16 protein-coding genes and 2 pseudogenes are annotated in these 16,904 nt (G+C 62.0%); 6 read left to right on the top strand and 12 right to left on the bottom strand.

The window, feature by feature from the left end:
• Positions 1–67 precede the first annotated feature (67 nt).
• The 6 genes from HWX55_RS20020 (at position 68) to HWX55_RS19995 (ending at position 6,207) form a co-directional block, all read left to right on the top strand.
• Positions 68–1,660 carry an FAD-dependent oxidoreductase gene (locus HWX55_RS20020; RefSeq protein WP_175977001.1) on the top strand — a complete coding sequence of 531 codons (1,593 nt, stop codon included), beginning with the start codon at positions 68–70 and terminating at the stop codon, positions 1,658–1,660.
• Positions 1,657–3,045, top strand: a complete 1,389-nt coding sequence (locus tag HWX55_RS20015) for an amidohydrolase family protein (protein WP_175977000.1) — start codon at positions 1,657–1,659, stop codon at positions 3,043–3,045. The genes HWX55_RS20020 and HWX55_RS20015 overlap by 4 nt, the downstream gene beginning before the upstream one ends.
• A gap of 438 nt (positions 3,046–3,483) precedes the next feature.
• Complete coding sequence (locus HWX55_RS20010) at positions 3,484–4,209, top strand: OmpW family outer membrane protein (RefSeq protein WP_171800789.1); 726 nt, start codon at positions 3,484–3,486, stop codon at positions 4,207–4,209.
• Positions 4,210–4,872: 663 nt separating this feature from the next.
• Positions 4,873–5,103 (top strand): hypothetical protein, encoded by a 231-nt coding sequence (locus HWX55_RS20005; RefSeq protein ID WP_175976999.1) that lies wholly within the window; start codon positions 4,873–4,875, stop codon positions 5,101–5,103.
• A 466-nt stretch (positions 5,104–5,569) separates the two neighbouring features.
• The gene (locus tag HWX55_RS20000) at positions 5,570–5,827 is read left to right on the top strand and encodes a hypothetical protein (protein ID WP_175976998.1); all 258 of its coding nucleotides are present in this window, start codon (positions 5,570–5,572) and stop codon (positions 5,825–5,827) included.
• 86 nt (positions 5,828–5,913) lie between these two features.
• The gene (locus tag HWX55_RS19995; protein WP_124550178.1) at positions 5,914–6,207 is read left to right on the top strand and encodes an antibiotic biosynthesis monooxygenase family protein; all 294 of its coding nucleotides are present in this window, start codon (positions 5,914–5,916) and stop codon (positions 6,205–6,207) included.
• Between the two features lie 326 nt (positions 6,208–6,533).
• Here the strand turns inward: HWX55_RS19995 and HWX55_RS19990 are convergent.
• From HWX55_RS19990 to HWX55_RS19935, 12 genes and pseudogenes are all read right to left on the bottom strand, one after another.
• Positions 6,534–7,406: pseudogene (locus tag HWX55_RS19990) on the bottom strand (IS110 family transposase); the annotation flags it as partial.
• A pseudogene (locus HWX55_RS19985) lies at positions 7,384–7,575 on the bottom strand (phage integrase family protein); the annotation flags it as partial. The pseudogenes HWX55_RS19985 and HWX55_RS19990, both read right to left, overlap by 23 nt.
• A gap of 147 nt (positions 7,576–7,722) precedes the next feature.
• The gene (locus HWX55_RS19980) at positions 7,723–8,691 is read right to left on the bottom strand and encodes an NAD-dependent epimerase/dehydratase family protein (protein WP_175976997.1); all 969 of its coding nucleotides are present in this window, start codon (positions 8,689–8,691) and stop codon (positions 7,723–7,725) included.
• Positions 8,688–9,695, bottom strand: coding sequence for a fumarylacetoacetate hydrolase family protein (locus HWX55_RS19975; RefSeq protein WP_175977069.1), 1,008 nt, complete (start codon positions 9,693–9,695; stop codon positions 8,688–8,690). Before HWX55_RS19975 ends, HWX55_RS19980 begins: the two co-directional genes overlap by 4 nt.
• Entirely contained in the window at positions 9,695–10,288 is a 594-nt protein-coding gene (locus tag HWX55_RS19970; protein WP_175976996.1) for a cupin domain-containing protein, read from the bottom strand. The genes HWX55_RS19975 and HWX55_RS19970 overlap by 1 nt, the downstream gene beginning before the upstream one ends.
• Positions 10,285–11,100 (bottom strand): cyclase family protein, encoded by an 816-nt coding sequence (locus HWX55_RS19965; protein WP_109343198.1) that lies wholly within the window; start codon positions 11,098–11,100, stop codon positions 10,285–10,287. Before HWX55_RS19965 ends, HWX55_RS19970 begins: the two co-directional genes overlap by 4 nt.
• Entirely contained in the window at positions 11,097–12,305 is a 1,209-nt protein-coding gene (locus HWX55_RS19960) for an MFS transporter (protein ID WP_175976995.1), read from the bottom strand. The genes HWX55_RS19965 and HWX55_RS19960 overlap by 4 nt, the downstream gene beginning before the upstream one ends.
• 16 nt (positions 12,306–12,321) lie before the next feature.
• Complete coding sequence (locus HWX55_RS19955; RefSeq protein WP_175976994.1) at positions 12,322–13,452, bottom strand: FAD-dependent oxidoreductase; 1,131 nt, start codon at positions 13,450–13,452, stop codon at positions 12,322–12,324.
• Between the two features lie 41 nt (positions 13,453–13,493).
• Complete coding sequence (locus HWX55_RS19950) at positions 13,494–13,853, bottom strand: Rieske 2Fe-2S domain-containing protein (protein ID WP_109343201.1); 360 nt, start codon at positions 13,851–13,853, stop codon at positions 13,494–13,496.
• Positions 13,854–13,872: 19 nt separating this feature from the next.
• On the bottom strand, positions 13,873–14,829 hold the full coding sequence (locus HWX55_RS19945) for a VOC family protein (RefSeq protein WP_109343202.1): 957 nt from the start codon (positions 14,827–14,829) through the stop codon (positions 13,873–13,875).
• Between the two features lie 32 nt (positions 14,830–14,861).
• The gene (locus tag HWX55_RS19940) at positions 14,862–15,698 is read right to left on the bottom strand and encodes an EthD domain-containing protein (RefSeq protein ID WP_109343203.1); all 837 of its coding nucleotides are present in this window, start codon (positions 15,696–15,698) and stop codon (positions 14,862–14,864) included.
• A 29-nt stretch (positions 15,699–15,727) separates the two neighbouring features.
• Positions 15,728–16,891: a prolyl oligopeptidase family serine peptidase gene (locus HWX55_RS19935; RefSeq protein ID WP_175977068.1), complete on the bottom strand. Its 1,164-nt coding sequence runs from the start codon at positions 16,889–16,891 to the stop codon at positions 15,728–15,730.
• Positions 16,892–16,904 lie beyond the last annotated feature (13 nt).

Here is a 16,904-nt window from a genome sequence, read left to right as displayed (position 1 = left end):
TCATCACGACACCCACTCAGCCCAGTGTGCAACGTATGCCGCGCTTGCCTAGAGAAGAGTTAAATTTATGATTGGCGAAAACATTCTTGATGTGCTCATTGTCGGCGGAGGTCCAACAGGCTCTGCCCTTGCGATCGATTTGACGCGTCGAGGACTTGATGTCAGATTGATTGAAAGAAGGAGTCATGCCTTTGATGGCTCCCGTGCCAAAGGAGTACAGCCGCGGAGCCTGGAAGTGTTCGCTGATCTCGGTGTGCTGGATGAAATCCTCGACGGCGGTAGCCTTTATCCAAAGCTGGGCATCCATATTGGACCGTTTACGGTTCCTTGGCGGATGTTCAGCAATAAGCAGCCATCCGACGACGTACCCTATCCTAACACCTGGCTGATTCCACAATTCCGGATCGACCGAATACTGCATGCCTATCTTGAGCGGCAAGGGCGCCGCGTCGAGTTCGGAACCGAGCTGATCGAGCTCGCCGAAGGCCCCGACGTCGTCCATTGCAAGGTTTCGACCGAGGCAGGTATTCAGCAAATCGCCGCTCGCTATGTCGTCGGTGCCGACGGTGGCGGCAGTACCGTCCGTCAGAAGCTCGGACTAAAGTTCATTGGTACAACGGATGAATCTGACAGAATCCTGATTGTCGATGCCGCAGTCTCCGGCCTGGCTCGCGATCGCTGGCACATGTGGCCAGGCGCGGCAGGCCGCTTTGTCGGCGCCTGCCCACTCCCGCATAGCGACTTGTTTCAATTTATGGTTCGTCTGTCGCCGGGTGAAGCGCCACCGCAAGACAATGACTCCATCATCGCGCTGCTCGAGTCACGCTTAGGCAATCCGCGTGTGCGGCTTCACAGCATTCGGTGGCAGTCGGTATTCCGGCCAAACATTCGCCTTGCGGAACGCTATCGTCACGGCCGGGTCTTTGTTGCTGGAGACGCGGCGCACGTACACCCGCCCGCCGGTGCACAGGGGTTGAACACCGGCATTCAGGACGCGTACAACCTTGGCTGGAAGATCGCACAGGTGCTGGCCGGCGCGAACCCGACTCTGCTGGATACGTATGAGGCTGAGCGCCAGCCGATTGCGTCGGGCGTGCTCGGTCTTTCCACAAAGAAGTACGAGGGGATTGGCAGGCTGGACCCGTCAAGCATACGACGTGGCAAAGACGAGCAGCAACTGCTGCTGACCTACCAAGGCGGCCCGTTGGCGCCATCGAACGCGGAGCAGACCAAGACCCTGCGCGCAGGTGATCGCGCGCCGGATGCACAGCTACGTGATGCACAAGGCGCCCCGCTGCGATTGTTTGATATCTACCGCGGACATCATTTCACCGCGGTGGCATATGGACGTCATGCTGCCGAAGACTGTCGCACCCTGCTATGGCCGTCTGCCGGTGCGCCACTCCGGCGCGTTTTCGTCGAAGTCGGTGACCTTCATAAGGATACTGCATTTACTGACCCGTCGCAGTCGTTCAAGCGCCACTACGGAGTCACCGGCGATACGCTCATCCTCGTCCGCCCCGACGGTTACATCGCTCATATTGCGACGCGAGACATTGCCACCACCACCATGGCAGCGTCACAGGCAATGATTCCGCCCCACAGTCGTTCCCCCGAACTTTGCCCCGAGGCAATTCGTGGCAAGGAGGCTTCACGATGAACAAAATCCTGCTGACTGGTGCCCGCGTCATCACCATGGCGGAAAACCGACCCGATGTAGAAGATGTGGACCTTCTCATTGAAGGGGACAAGATTCTGGCGATCGGGAACAACCTGAGCGCCTCAGGGGCCGTCGTCGTCGACCTGAGCGGTCGCATCATCATTCCGGGTTTGATCAACGCTCATTTGCATAGTTGGCAAACTCCACTGCGATGCGTTGGCGCTGCGTGGACGCTTCTGGATTACCTCGCCAACATGCATGGCGGAGTGGCTTCGCACTACACGCCTGACGACATGCGTATCGCAGCGCTGGCGGGTGCATTGAACCAGATAAATTGCGGTGTTACCACGCTCGGGGACTGGTGTCACAACACCCAAACGCCACAGCATGCTGAACAAGCCGTAGCAGGTTTGGTGGATTCGGGCATCCGTGCTGTCTTTCTTCATGGCACACCGCACACTGCAGCCGATGCACCTCATCCGCTGAACGAAGTAGACCGCCTGATGATGGGACCAATCAGCCACAATCCGCTCCTCACACTCGGCATGGCGATCAAAGGTCCCCAGTACTCGACAACGAAAGTTGCCATCGGGGACTTGCGTGCAGCCCATGAACGAGGTCTCGTCGTATCAATGCATCAAAGTGGGGGGCGCCCCGGCGCGGCGTGGGAGGCCGTTCGCGACGCAGGAGTCATCGGCTCCCGTACAAACATCGTACATGGTGCTGACCTGGATGACGATTGGCTCAAAACGTTGGTCGGCGCTGGCGCGAACTTCACGATTACCCCGGAAAACGAACTCGCTCAGGGGCACGGCGTACCCATCACCGGAAGGCTGATGAGACTCGGCATTTCACCGTCCCTTGGAACGGACGTCGAGTCAGCTGTCTCGGGTGAAATCCTCATCGCCGCGCGGGTCGCCCTGGCACATCAGCGCGGTCTTGATCATCAGGTCCAGCGACAGTTGACAAGAATGGCAGCAGTTACGAGTCCCATCACAAGCAAACAGGCATTGTCGTGGGTGACGGTGGAGGGTGCCCGCTCCATGGGCATGTTCGACCGCGTCGGCCGCCTCCTTCCCGGCATGCAAGCCGATCTCGTCGTGATTGATACCAGCGCACTGAATCTTTGGCCGGCTCACGAGCCGATCGTCGCTGCCCTGCATGCCAGCATTGCCAACATCGAAGCCGTCATGATTGCGGGTGCATGGCGCAAGCGTGGCCATCAGTTGCTTCGCGAAGACCTCGCCGACGTAAAGAATCGTATTCTGAACTCCGGCCAGCGGCTGGTATACCAGTTGAACCGCCCTGGATTTCTACCCCGTATGCGACGACACGTGGTGCGCTCTGTCGTTCGCAGACGCTTGGTTCAACAGGCGCGCGAATAGGTTACTGTCCGGGCTGTGTCCGGACTTCATCTGGATTCGATAGTCGCGGCCCGGAACATTGATCTTGCATTGTCACAGTGCTGCCCTCGTCCCTTTCCGATTGGGGATGCCGAAGCGAATTCATATCGCCAACGCGATGCCGCTAACGGCGATCGGCAAGATCTCCGAACCCGATGGACGCTTTCCATTTGATTTTTCAGCCTCAGTCGAAGCTGACATCAATGATAGGCCACTCTCGTAACGTTTGCGGTTGAATTAGGTAAGTAATTTCGCATTTAAAATTTAATTAGAAGATATTTTCATTATCGAAGAAGAACCAGATTATTTTACCGTCGCGCTTCATAAGCATAGGAGCAGCCCGCGAGTGGTGTCTGGCACACGGCGATGAAGACAGGTTTCACGATTTTTGAACACCAACACCAAAATCTGGAGACAATCATGAAACGAATGAGTGCAGGAACCGTCGTACTGCTCGCGACCATCTCTGGCGCGCATGCCCAATCAGCCGGTCAGTGGGTAGTCAATGCCGGCTGGTCCCACTTTGCCCCGCAGGGGGCCGCAGATCCGCTGACCGTCAATGCGCTCGGCCAGTCACATGTGATAACTGGCAGCGGCGGGGACATCGCAAGCGGCGATACGTTCGGGCTTACCGCAACGTACTTCTTGACCGACCATATTGCGGCAACGACGATCATGGGATTTCCGCCGACATGGCACTTGAACGGCACGGGTACGCTCAGCGGTCTCGGCGAGCTGGGGACCGCGCGGGCCTGGAGTCCGACGATCATCTTCAATTACTACTTCGGCCAACCGAATGCACGGTTCAGGCCGTATCTGGGCGCCGGTGTCACCTATACGTGGTTCAGCAACATCAAGCTCAGCAACCCCGTTTCCACAGGTCAGATCTATTTCTCGCCGACCGTCGGGACGGCGCTCGAGGGACCGACATCAGTGTCACTCAGTAAATCCTTTTCGCCTGTCGTGAGCGGCGGCCTGACCTACAACATCGACTCTCGCTGGTCGATCAGCGCATCGGTGGCGTACTCGTGGTTATCGACGCGCGCTACGCTGACTACCCGGTCATCCGTCGGCACGGTCACGGGCACCAGCAAATTCCGGGTCAATCCGATTGTGACATCCCTTTCGATCGGATACCGCTTCTGAGCCGCATTGACGTGGACACGGCACGTGCGTGTCGATCCGCACCCACATGCGACTGATGATAGCCGTCGAGCTTCGTCAATACATGGTCCGACCGCGGACATGCCGTGATCTTTGCTTGCGACATGCGTCGACTGCGGTCGGCTTGTCTGATGCTCCGTCATCCAAGACTACATTTCGTTGTATAGAGTGTCGGTCCCATTTCCGTTCGGTGGAATTGCCCACAAGCTTCTCTCGCCACAAAAATGCGATCGTCGCCCGTAGGCCCAGCTCCTCCGAATCCACCAATGTAGTGATCGCGGTTCGCCGATGCGGCTGACGAAGAGGCTATTGGGTGTCGCTCGGCGGAGCAGCCAGCGTCCTCATTGTGCCTTCAACCGGAATTCACCGCTCGGCGTAAACACTGCATTTCTCGCCGGCTATTCCTCCCTTTCCTGCATGATGCTCTACGCCCTCTTCCAGCGCAACGAGTTCGGCTTCAGCGTTACTGACGCGGGCCTTGCTTTCACATGTACTGTAGCCGAACTATCGCACTCAGCGTCCCTTCGTGGCAGTCGGCGCCTGCTTCTTCTAGCGCCCCAGACAGAGGGCGTCCCGTTCTTGCGCCGAAAACGCGTGTGTACCAGACACGGCACACAGCTGGTTCGAATTTCAGGAGTAAGTCGTATGCAAATCCGTTCGTTTCCAACATCGGTAGCAAAGGTGCTCGCCATCGTTGGCGTGTGCCACGACGGCTCAGCGGCACGTATCGCTGCGCTCGCCGCCATCTCCGCATTTCTGATCTGCGGCACAACCCCGAAGGCATATATTACCGATCATCGTCTTGGGCATACACCTGAGGGGTCAGAGAAGATAGAGCTTTCGAATTCACAACACGCGTGCGCAAGAGATGTGTGAGATCGTCGAAATCCTTGCGATTGTAGTTCTTGAGTCAGACTGTCTACGGCCTTTCAAGGTTCCTCCCTCAGGCGTGGTGACCGCTTCATACAGACTGCGATCTTTGTCGCGGCTGTTCGCGCGTCGTCATTGCCAAGGCCGATCCCGCCGCATCGCACCGCGGGGCTTCGACGTCACGTACTAAGCGCGAAGACCTGAGCTATGATTAAGCGAAGTCGGGCTGCGTCCAAGCTCTCCTGCGATAGGCGTTCAGTCAACACGCGGATGCCGCGACCAGCGCCCGCCAATTGTAGTACGGCTTGGCGGCTGTAGCCCGGCGAGTTCACATCTGTGTCGGACCTCCAGGACCAGATCGGTCGCAGGATGTGCCAGTTGTCGCTGAGTTGGCAGCCAGACGGAGATGATCGGACTCAGTGTCGCGGCAATCTCGGTCAGCTCGGCACGCGAGATGTTTTGGACGATTCCGATGCGCTTCCTGACCGGCGTCGCGGCGACAGGCGGGCTCGCGTTCATCAACTCGATCGGGACAGTCGGCGGCTTCGCCGGCTCTTACCTCGTCGGCTTCCTTAAGCAGTCGACCGGCACGTTCGCGGCCCGGATCTGGGCGACGGCGGCGATTCTCGCAGTGTCGGCGGCACTGTCCGTATCGCTGAAGCTGCTGATGAGGAACTCGTGGCGCGTTCACCGGCGTCGCCGGAATGGCATGCGGCCACCCCGACGTTGACTTCCGGTATCGTTGATGGATGCGTGGCCTGCGGCGCGCGTCGCGTCACGATCCGTTCGCATCATTCAACCCGTATTGGAGCATTCATGATTCTGGAAATGGCATCGCTCGAAATCGATCCGGCGCAGGCCGTGCCGTTCGAAGCCGCAGTTCGTCGAGCCCTTCCGCTGTTCGCCCGTGCGCGCGGCTGCGGCGGCGCCGAGCTGCACCGCGTGATCGAGCGCAGTGGCGGCTACCTGCTCGTCGTCAAATGGCACACCGTCGAAGATCACATGGTGCATTTCCGGCAGTCGGACGACTTCCAGGCGTGGCGTCAGCTGGCCGGCCCTTTCTTCAAGAGCCCGCCGCAGATCGTGCATACGGAAGTCGCGGTGAAGTAACCGCCACAGTCGTAGACCAAATAAAACCGTCACCGTTTGCGAAGTAAAGTTGTCTACATGAACGCCCCGTTTGCGCCGGACTTTCGAGTCTTCGATAAACAGGATGGGCTGCAACTCTACATTCGGCCTTGTTGCAGCCTGATTCGCTGCGGGCCCCTATGAAATCCGCAGACTCACGCCTCATTCACTGCACGAGCTTGTCAGGCTCAGATAACTTTCAGGCTTAGTGAGTCCCAGGTCCTACCCGTTTTGTCATCGCACTCGAATGCCACCGCAACTTTTGACGTTCCATCCCTTCAGCATAACTTTCGGGAAGGCCAGAGAAATCAGGCCGGTTTAGCGCTTTCGTAGTCCTCCGGCACGGTCGTTGATGCGCCAGCATTGCCCAGATTATCCGGGCAAGCTTGTTGGCCATCGCGACGATGACGACGTTCAACGGACGCCGTGTTTTATCTGCGTCACCCATAGACCTGACTCTCTCACATGTTAGATGATGCTTCGCGCGCCCTGAACGAGCAAAGTCCTGAGATAGGTATCACCTCGTTTACTGATTCCCTGTGGCTCTATCTTGCCACCGGAACCCGTCTGTCTGCGGACGAGACCGAGCCACGCAGCAAACTCGCGGCCGGATTTAAAGGCTTTCGCCTGTCCCATCGTTGCCACTGCCGCCGTTGCGGTAAGCAGGCCTACGCCTGGGATCATCGAAATTTCTTTGGCAAACGGGTCGTCTTTCATCCACTCGTGCAAACGGCGCTCGATCTAGCCGATCTGCCGATCGAGGTCATCCAGACCTCTCCATTGCTCGCGTAACGTATCGATCAGTATCGCTGGCAGGCGTCCCGACAATCTTTCCAAAACCCCAACGACGGATTTGTCCAACGCAGCTCGACCGACACCCATCACCTCGCCATACTCGGTCAGCAACCCGCGCAGGCTGTTGATCTGCATCGTGCGGAACTTCACCAATTGCTGCCGCATGCGATGCAGCGCAAGCACTGCCTGCTGAGCCTCGGTCTTCACGGCAACTTTCTTGCTGTCCATCTGCGTAGCCATCCAGATTGCTCGAGCATCGGCAGCATCGTTTTGTTGCGGATGTTGAATGCCTTGACGAATTTCGCTGGCATCAGCTTGACCCAGTGGTCCGTCTCGATCAATCGCCGCGCCCAGTGTTGGGATCTGGTCCCAAGGCACGATCGGATCGGGCCGCGTCGTCACGACCAAGGCGCGGGCCCGCTCGGTCAGTGTCGGGTGCGCGGCAAAGAAGGCCTCGATCTTGCGGGCGTTGCGGGCACCCAGCCCGGGAACGCCGGTCCACCAGCGCCGCCGCCTTGGAATGCGCACGGTCAGGTCGGCGAGCGTGCCGATACCGTGGATGGAGTCCCCTTGATTTCCCTGCAATTTACCGGTGTAGGTCGGTCTAGCCGCGACAAAGTCCAGCGATAGGCGCTTCCATCCTTGGACTTCCGTTGTTCTGGTGCCCAAGCTCAATAGCTCGCCGAAGAGGTAAACAGTCCGTCACGGTTTTTTTGGACTGACCTCTAACTCAAGCGCATGCGTTACAAGGGCGTCGATCGTACCGTCATGCCGAAATCCCACCTCGATGGCACCGAGATCCGTCAGCGGCGGTTGTCGTCCGAAAAGCCGCTCGATCCGTTCCACCGGAGCGTAATCGATGTCGAACGCGCCGAAGCGCCGGACCAACGCGTCGACGATCTCTTGAACCGACAGATGCAGCACCGGGGGCGTCCAGACTCGGCCCGCGTGCAAACCCTCCGCGGACATGCGTGCGGCGTGCAGCAGGTTGTCGACACAGCATTTGCGAGACATCCACCACGCGGTAGCCGAAGGCGAAACGGGACACGTATAGGACTGGCCTCTCTGCGCCATGCGGAAGATCTGGCTCATGAACGCGGATCCATGTCCCGCAGAAAGCGCCGGACGAGCCACGATGCCCGGCAGACGTATTGCACGGCCATCCAGCTTGCCGCGTCGCGTCCAGTTGGCAAGGATCAGTTCGCCAACCAGCTTGTGTACGCCGTAGCTGATCGTCGGTCGCGGCACGGTGTGCTCGTCCACGGATGCGAGTAACGACTCGCCCAACGCCGCAACGCTGCTGGCATAGACGACGCGCGGCGCGCGCCCGTGCTCTGTCGCTTGCGTGGCCAGGCGTTCGAACAGCGCCAGCGTCCCCGACAGATTCACCCGGTCGCCCTCGGCCGGTTCGGTTTCCGCCTGCGAACCGGGTATGCTCGCCAGATGAAACACGACGTCGACAGGTGCCGACAGCTGCGCCTCGAGAATCTCCGAGCGGCTGAAATCGCCGACCAGCGCCGTGATTCGAGCATCGTCGTACGGCCATTCCGCTTGCCGGTCGACCCACAACAGTTCCGACACATCGCCCGGCTCCGCGATACCGTCGCGCAGCAGACGTTCGACCAACGCCGTTCCGACAAATCCGCCCGCCCCGGTCACCAGCACTCTCATGGCCGAGCCTCCTCATCGTCGGCGCGCGGCGCGCGCACCACCCGCTGATCGATCGTGCCGAACGGTGCGTTGCCGGCGTTGTCGCGCGCCGTCATCCTGACCCGGTCGCCAAAACGCATAAACCTCGTGCACGCGGCGCCCTCGTCGATCATTTCGATCACGCGTCGCTCGGCGACGCACGCCGAGCCCGCGTTGCGGTCGGCATTCGACACCGTGCCGGACCCGACGATCGTTCCCGCCGACAAGCGGCGCGTGCGAGCCGCATGCGCGATCAGTTCGCCGAAGCCGAAGTTCATCTCGCGGCCGTGCGGATGACCGAACCAGCGGTCGTTCCATTCGACGTGCAGGCTCAGGTGCACGCGGCCGTCGCGCCAGTGCTCGCCGAGTTCGTCGGGGGTGACGGCAACCGGCGCAAAGCTCGTGGAGGGCTTGGCCTGCAGGAAGCCAAAGCCCGTCTTCATTTCGCGCGGGCCGAACGCCCGCAGGCTCCAGTCGTTGAGCTGCACGATCAGGCGGATGCAGCGCAGCGCACCGGCGGCCGATACGCCCATCGGCACATGCCCCACTACCACACCGAATTCACCTTCGAAGTCGATGCAGTCGGCCTCGTCGGGCAAGGGCACGTCGCTGGCCGGGCCGAGGAAGTCGTCGCTCGCGCCCTGGTACATGACCGGCACTGTATCGAACATCGGAATCGGCGGCGTATTGAACGCCTGCTCCATCAGGCGGCCGTGATTCAGAAACGCCGAGCCATCGCACCACTGCGGACTGCGCGGCAAGGGCGCAGCGCATGCGGCCGGATGGAACGGACGCGCGTCGGGCACGCTGCCGGCGTTCAACGCATCGTAACGCGCCTGCAAGCGGGGCGCGAGCGCGTCCCAGCGATCGAGCACGTCGGCCAGCGTCGTTGCGATCGGCGCAGCGTCGACGGCATGGCGCAGGTCGCACGACACGAGCAGCAAGCGCCCATCGGCGCCACCGTCGGGCAAGGTCGCGAATTTCATCATGCAGCTCCGTGTGCGGGTGTGTCGAGCACGGCGGCAATCACCGGATCGTAGGCACCGTCGATCAGGACGAACAGCATCCGGCATGGCCGGCCCGAGCGATTCGCCCAAGCATGGTTGGTCCCCCGCTGAATCACCACGCTGCCCGGCGCCAGTGCGACTTCGGCATCGTCGAGGATCAGGGTCATCTCGCCTTCGATCACCACGCCGTAGTCGATCGACTCGGTGCGATGCATCAGCGGATGCGGCGAGCCGGCCTTCACCGTCGACGCCGCGGCGTCGCCGATCTGGCTGAACGCGTCGTGCATTTTCATCGCGCCGTGTGCGAGAAATTCCGGCGTATCGGGTGGAATGTCGACGAAGCGCATGCGGGTGCCCTGCTTTGGCGGCGGCAGCATGAGCGCGCCGACCGTGGGATCGGCGCCATTGCCGACCATGGCGGGGCTCGACGACGTGCTCCAGACTTCGTGGAATACGGTGCCGGGAATCGCAGCGATTTCCACCACGGTTGGCAGAGGACCGTCGGATGCGACGACTGCCCGGCCGTCGGTATCGTGTCCCGTCACCACGCGACGAATCGCTGGAAAGCTCATGCTGCTGCCTCCACGTCGGTGTCGTCGAAAATCGCGACGGCGCGCGTCCACCCTGCCGACGCGCTGCGAATCTTGTGCGGGAAGCAACTGATCGTGAAGCCGGTCGGCGGCAAGGCCGTGAGGTTGTGCAGCTTCTCCAGATGACAATAGCCGATATCGCGCCCCGCCTTGTGCCCTTCCCAAATCAGCGACGTATCGCCCGTTTCCGCGATCTTCTTCGCGGTATAGGAGAAAGGGGCATCCCAACTCCACGCATCGGTGCCGGTCAAGCGCACGCCACGCTCCAACAGGTACATGGTCGCTTCGTAGCCCATCCCGCAGCCCGCATTGACATAGTCGTCGTGCCCGTAGCACGCCCCCGCCCGCGTGTTCACGACGACGATATCGAGCGGCTGCAGTTCATAGCCGATGCGCGCGAGTTCGGCCTCGACGTCGGCCGCCGTCGCAACGTAGCCGTCCGGAAAGTGCCGGAAGTCGAGCTTCACGCCCGGCTGGAAGCACCATTCCAGCGGCACCTGGTCGATCGTGATAGACGGCCGGGCTTCGCCCAGGCTCGCATCCATCGTCGAGTGGAAATGCCAGGGCGCGTCGAGATGCGTGCCGCTGTGGGTCGTCAGCGTGACCCACTCCGCGGCGGCGGCTTCACCATCGGGATAGTCCTCGGGTTTCGTACCCGGCAGCATCGCCATGAATTCGGCCAGCGTGTCTTCGTGCTTCTGATAGCTGATCCTTGGCGCGAGCGGCGGCGGATCAGAGAGAACGTCGTTCTCGAGATAGATTGAGAGATCGACAAACCGTCGAACGGGCTTCATGTTCGGACTCCTTGTGATTGCGGACCACGGTCGAACCGTGAGAAGCAGATCGCTGCAGCGACTGCGATCAGCACTGCAGTGATCCCGAGGCTGCCGTAGCCGGACTGCTTGACGAGCGTGCCGCCAAGCAAGGGACCGACGGCGGCGCCCGTCATCAGCATGGCCGGCGTCGCTGCAACGACGCGGCCGGTGCGGTCGATGCGCGCCAGCATGCCGAACGCGAAGGTGTGGGTAAACATCATCACTGCAGCAAAGACCGAGGTGGCCGCTGCGTACGGCACAAACGCGGCGCTTTGCGTGATGACCAGCGCGAGCGCGGCCTGCACGACGGGGCCGGCCTGCACGACCTTGCGGCCCGGCACGCGCGTTTCGAGCAGACCCGCGACGGGAGCGGGAAACAGGTTGACGAAGCCGAGCGCGATCAGCGTCGTGGTCACGGCACTGAAACCGAAGCCGCGATCGAGGCCGATACGCTGGACAAAGCTGAACAGCATCGACTGCGTCAGCGCCATGCAGCCGACGCCCGCCATGCCGAACCAGGCGCTCCGCTCGAAGCGAGGCTCGCCGTCGGTTGCCGCGCTGCGGCGCGCTCGAATCGACGGGAACGCGAGCGCGCACGCGATCGTGGCGACGCCCATCACGCCCGCGAATACGCGAAACAGCATCGGGCCGCCATGCGTTGCGATCAGTCCCGGCACGATGCCGAGAAACGCGATCGCGAAGACGCCGAGCGCGAAGCCCACGATCGCGAACAGGCGATGTGGATTGCTGCTGCGCCCGACGGCGCCGTGCGTGAAGCTCAGGCCGCATCCGACGGCGACGCCCGCGACGGCATGCAGGACCGCCATCGCCAGATAGCGATCGACCTGCACGGACGCGATGCCGAGAAACGCGCACGCTGCGATGCCGAAGCCGACAGTCGACATCGCGCGCGCCGGCAGGTGATTCAAGCGTGGCGAGAAAAAGACGCTGCTCAGAACGGCACCAGTCAGGAACAGCGTAGCGAGCAGGCCCGCTTTCTGTGGATCGAGCCGATACGCACCGATCAACGTGCCGACCCAGACCGGCAAGGCCACCAGATCGACCATGCCGGCGCAATGCGCGAGCATCAATGCGACCGTGCCTAACGCGCCAAGCCGCGCCGGGCCGGTCGATATCGAAAGGTCGGCACATGCCGGCATCGTGGGGGAAAGGTTCGTCTCCATCATGTCTCCACTTGTGTCAGATCGGCCGCGCGAGACTCATGTGCGTCTCGTGCATGATGCGCCGGTGTTCCTCTTTGTCGCCGCCGACGATCTCGATCTCGCCAAGACGCCCCGAGTTTTCCACCACCATGCGGCAGCGCTCCCAGCGGCGTGCCTGAAATGCCTGCAAGGCGGCTTCCACCGTCGTGCCGCGCCCCAGCTCTTCGGCCAGCACGATCGCATCCTCGATGCCGATACCCGCGCCCGCCGCCATATGCGGCGTGGTGGCGTGCACCGCATCACCGACGAGCACCACACGTCCGCTAAACCAGGGCGTCGGCAGCAGCAGACTTTCCAGCGGACGGTAGTTGACGCGCGAATCGGCGCCGATCTGCGCACGGATGGCCTTGATCAGCGGCACGTCAAACGATGCCAGCAACTCGGACAGCATGTGCGGCCATTCGGCGGGATCGATGTGGTCGTTGGTCGGCCTATCCTCGGTGACGAAGACGTACATTTCGTCCCGGGAGACCGGATTGACACCCGCCTTGATCTTCTGCCCCAGCCACATCGTCGCGCATGCGATCTCCACTGGTCGCGGCATCACGGCGCGCCACACGCCCTGGCCCGTATAGCGCGGCTTCGGCGCATCGGGAAACGCAGCGGCGCGCACTTTCGAGTAGAGGCCGTCCGCTCCAACCACGAGGTCGTAGGTACCGATTGTGCCGTCCGTGAACGCCACGTCCACTTGTTCGCCGCGCGGCTCGATCCGCGAGAAGGTACAGCCGAGCTTCACGCGCACGCCTGCGGCACGTGTAGCCTTGGCGAGAATTTCGGCCAGCACAGGGCGCATGATCGCGCCGCCGCCAGGAACGTCCTCGCCGGCCACTCGCGGAGTCGGCAGCGTGCCGATTGGCTGGCCACCGGCTGTAAACAGATTCACGCCGTCGCCGCCGTGGCCGCGTTCGAAGAAGACATCGAGCACGCCGATCGTGCGCAGCGCGCGCAACGTAGGCCCTCCGATGCTGATGCCGGCGCCGTACGAGCGCCAGCCATGATCGATCTCGACGAGGTCGACCGTGAGGCCAAGCTTCGCACACTGGATCGCCGTCGCCATACCGGAAAAACCTCCGCCGATGACGAGGACGTGTTGAAGAGGGGCTGCCATCCGGGTGTCTCCTTGCTATGTCTGCGGTTGGTGTTGGTGTGTCATGTTGCGATCAGCACAATGGCGCCGTCGTCCGTCACTTCGATCTCGACGGGCGTCAAGCGCTGACCGAGGCACGGGCCGAGTACGCACTCGCCACTCGCGATGTCGAACTGCGCACCGTGCGCGTGGCAGACGATGCGGGTGCCGTCACCGTTCAGGTAGGCGTTCTTGCGCCAGGCCATCTGCGTTTCGCCGAAAAAGTGCGGGCATGCGTCGCGATACGCACGAACCTGCGCGCCGTACCGCACGACGAAAAGCGTATCGTGCCCCAGCCCGTCGGGATCGAAGCCACGTGCCCCGGGATCGGGCAGATCGTCGACGCTTGCGAGACGAATGCGATCGGAATATGTCCCCGGCATGGCGTAACGATCCTTTCCGTCAATCCAGCTTCGCCGCGGCTGCCCCCGCGGGCGGACCGCCCGGCACCCACTTCTCGCGATGCTGGAACAGGAACAGTTGGGATGCATCGGCGCCCATCGGTGCCTCGCGCGCGTTCCATTCCTCGTCGTGCAGATCCATGTCGGCGTCGTACTCGACGTGACAGCCAAGCGGGCTGTTGAAATACCAGAACCAGTTCGAGCCGAAGCGATGACGCCCCGGACCCCAGAACGACTGGTAACCCTTCGCGACGAAACGCGTGCCCGCCTGCAGAACCTCGGTCGGTCCGCCCATATGGAACGTAAAATGCTCGCAGCCCTTCATGAACGGTGGCGTCTGAATCATGAACAGCGTGTGATGGTCGAGCGTGCCGGCCGGTTGCAGGAATGGCCCGACACCGGTGAATCGATCAGTACAGCGAAAGCCGAGACGCTCTACATAGAACGCTTCGGCCTTGTCGATATCCGGCACGAAGTAGACAACGTGCGAAAGCGTGCGTGGGGTAAGCACGGCATCGTCCCTCACAGCTACGACGTTCGGCGCGCGCTGCGCAGGTGCGCCCGGCGCATTCACGGGCTCGGCAGACAGGGAAAGCGACCGGCGCGTGGTGACCTGGAAGCCGATCGCGAAGCCCATGTCGTCGAGCGATTCGATCGATCCGTCAGCGAGTGTGCTCACTTCGCGGTCGCGGTGCAGTGCCTGCGCGATGGCATCAACCGTCGCGGCATCGGCGACGCCGTAAATCGTCTTGCGCAGCATGCTTGCCGTGCCGAGCGCGGGCGGCAACGCCGGATCATCGCGGCGTGCGATTTCAATGCCCGTTCCGTCGAGCGCCTCGAAACGACCGCCGGTGTCGTCGCTGCGCACCGGCAACAGGCCGTAGTCGAGCAGATATTGGCTGCAGGCGGCGACGTCGTCCACGCCGAAGACCAGCGTATCGGGTCCGATGATGTTCATGATGAGTGTCTGTCCAGCAGGAAAGGAAGAAGTCAGCGCGGGCCGGCGTGGATCACGTCCTCGTGCGCGAGCAGCACGAAGTGGCGGGCTTCGGGTACGAGCCCGGGGCGCACGAGCTCCTCGGACACCCAGGCCTCCCAGCGCAAGTGGAAGATGCGCGCGTCGGCTTCGTCGTCGAACCAGAACTCGTCGATCCCGTCGACCAACGGCGAGCCCATCGGGGTCGGCAGCGTGTCGTTCTGCGCATACCGCAGCACACCGGCGCTGTCGCCCGCAGCCCAGGGCGCCGCGCCCCAGGCGCGGCGGAAGTCGTCGGGCGCTGCACCGGACGAACGCTGCAGGAAGCCAAACAGCTTGACGCGCTGGTTCGCTGGCGCAGCGGCCCCGCCGATCACGCGTTCGCGCACCGGCATGAAGATGACACTGGCTTGATCGACGAAGTTGTCCTCGTCGTGCTTGACCTTCTCAAGATAGAAGGCGGACTGACGTGCGCGCTCCATCGACAGCGGGTCCGGAAACCAGATCTGGGTGACGAAGTCGCGGTTCAGCGCGAACGGGTCAGCCGCGCCCGCGTCGGCGGTGCGGAACGTGCCGTCGAATACCGGGTTCTGAACATAGCGCCGCGGTGCATTGACGGGATCGGCGGCAATGTTCTGCATCACCAGTTCGCCGTGCACCCGGCGGATGTAGTGCCGGTGCTCGGCCAGCGTGGTGCCAGACCTGCGACGCCCGACGATCATCAGCTTCAGCGCCAGATCGGCGTGCGGCGGCGCGGCGCCCAGTGACGTGGCTGGCTGAGCGGGCGTGCCGCTAGTGGCATCGAGCGCCATGGACGCCAGCAACTGGCGTCGGTCGAGCGAGAACTTCATGCGATCCTTCCTTGGTAGAGTGTGCGGCGTTAGCGCGCGGCAGGGTATGCGCCCAGTGCTTCGGCGATCCAGTCGGCGATGAAGTGCCCCGCGTTGATCGAGTTGTCGAAGCTCGAATGCTGGACGCCGCCTTCGCGCTCCGTGAAGATCTTGAGCTCGCGCTTCGGGCTGTTCACGAGTTGCTCGTAAGTGCGATGAGCCCAGGCGACCGGGATCTGCGAATCCTTCGATCCATGCGTGACGAGAAACGGCACCTTGATGCGGTCGAGCACACCGTCGAGATGCACGTTTTCGGCGATACGCATGAAGTCGTCGATATCCTTCGCGCCCCAGACCCAGCAGACGTGCTTCCAGTAGTGCGGCACCGGGAAGTTGCCTTCGCGCTGCAGGCGTTTTTTCTGGACGTCGCGCCAGTCGTGGTTGGCTCCCCACACCACACCGCAGGCGAAGCGCGGCTCGAAGGCAACCGCGCGCGGACAGTAGTAGCCACCGAGCGACACGCCCTCCATGCCGATCCGCTTCGGGTCGACATCGTCTCGGCCTTCGAGCCAGCCGACGATCTTGCTTGCCCAGATCTCCGCGTTGTATACCGCATGCAGACCGTGCAGTCGCAACGCCTCGCCGGTACCGGGCTGGTCGACGATCAACGACGATACGCCGCGCGCCGCCAGCCATGCCGGCAAGCCCACCAAGTACTTCATTTCCTTGGTCGAATCGAGCCCGTTCACCTGTACGAGCAGTGGACTGCGCGCGTCGGCGTTCTTCGCCTTTACAAGGAGCCCGGACAGATGCTTGTCGCCATACGGAATGGCGACGCGCTCGCAGTTATCGCCGGAAAGCGCGACGCCCTTGTCGAACGTATCGAGCGAGCGTCGATAAAGCTCGATGCGCCCCGGGGCATCGTGCGCGAGCATGCGCTCGGCCGTGATCAGATAGATCGCGGCACGCTTGAGTTTCTCGCCCGCCGACAGCAGCCGCCCCTGGGCCTCGTCTTCCCGCGCGAGATCGCAAAGACTATCAGCCTTCTCGACCCACGCTTCGCGAAACGCACGCGTGCCATCAGCGTCCGGCTGCCTGGCTGCTTCCTGGAGCTGCCCGCACATGTCCTCGATTTCACCAATGCGCGCGCCCATTTCGATGGCGAGATTGACGGACAGATTCCAGACGTAGTTGGTAGGAAAGTATCGGAACATGCTGATTGCCTTG

This window comes from Burkholderia sp. BCC1047 (genome assembly GCF_902833155.1).
GTDB lineage: Bacteria > Pseudomonadota > Gammaproteobacteria > Burkholderiales > Burkholderiaceae > Burkholderia > Burkholderia sola.
The sequence above is the reverse complement of the archived record's forward strand: the minus strand, read 5'-3'. Positions and strand labels throughout refer to the sequence as shown.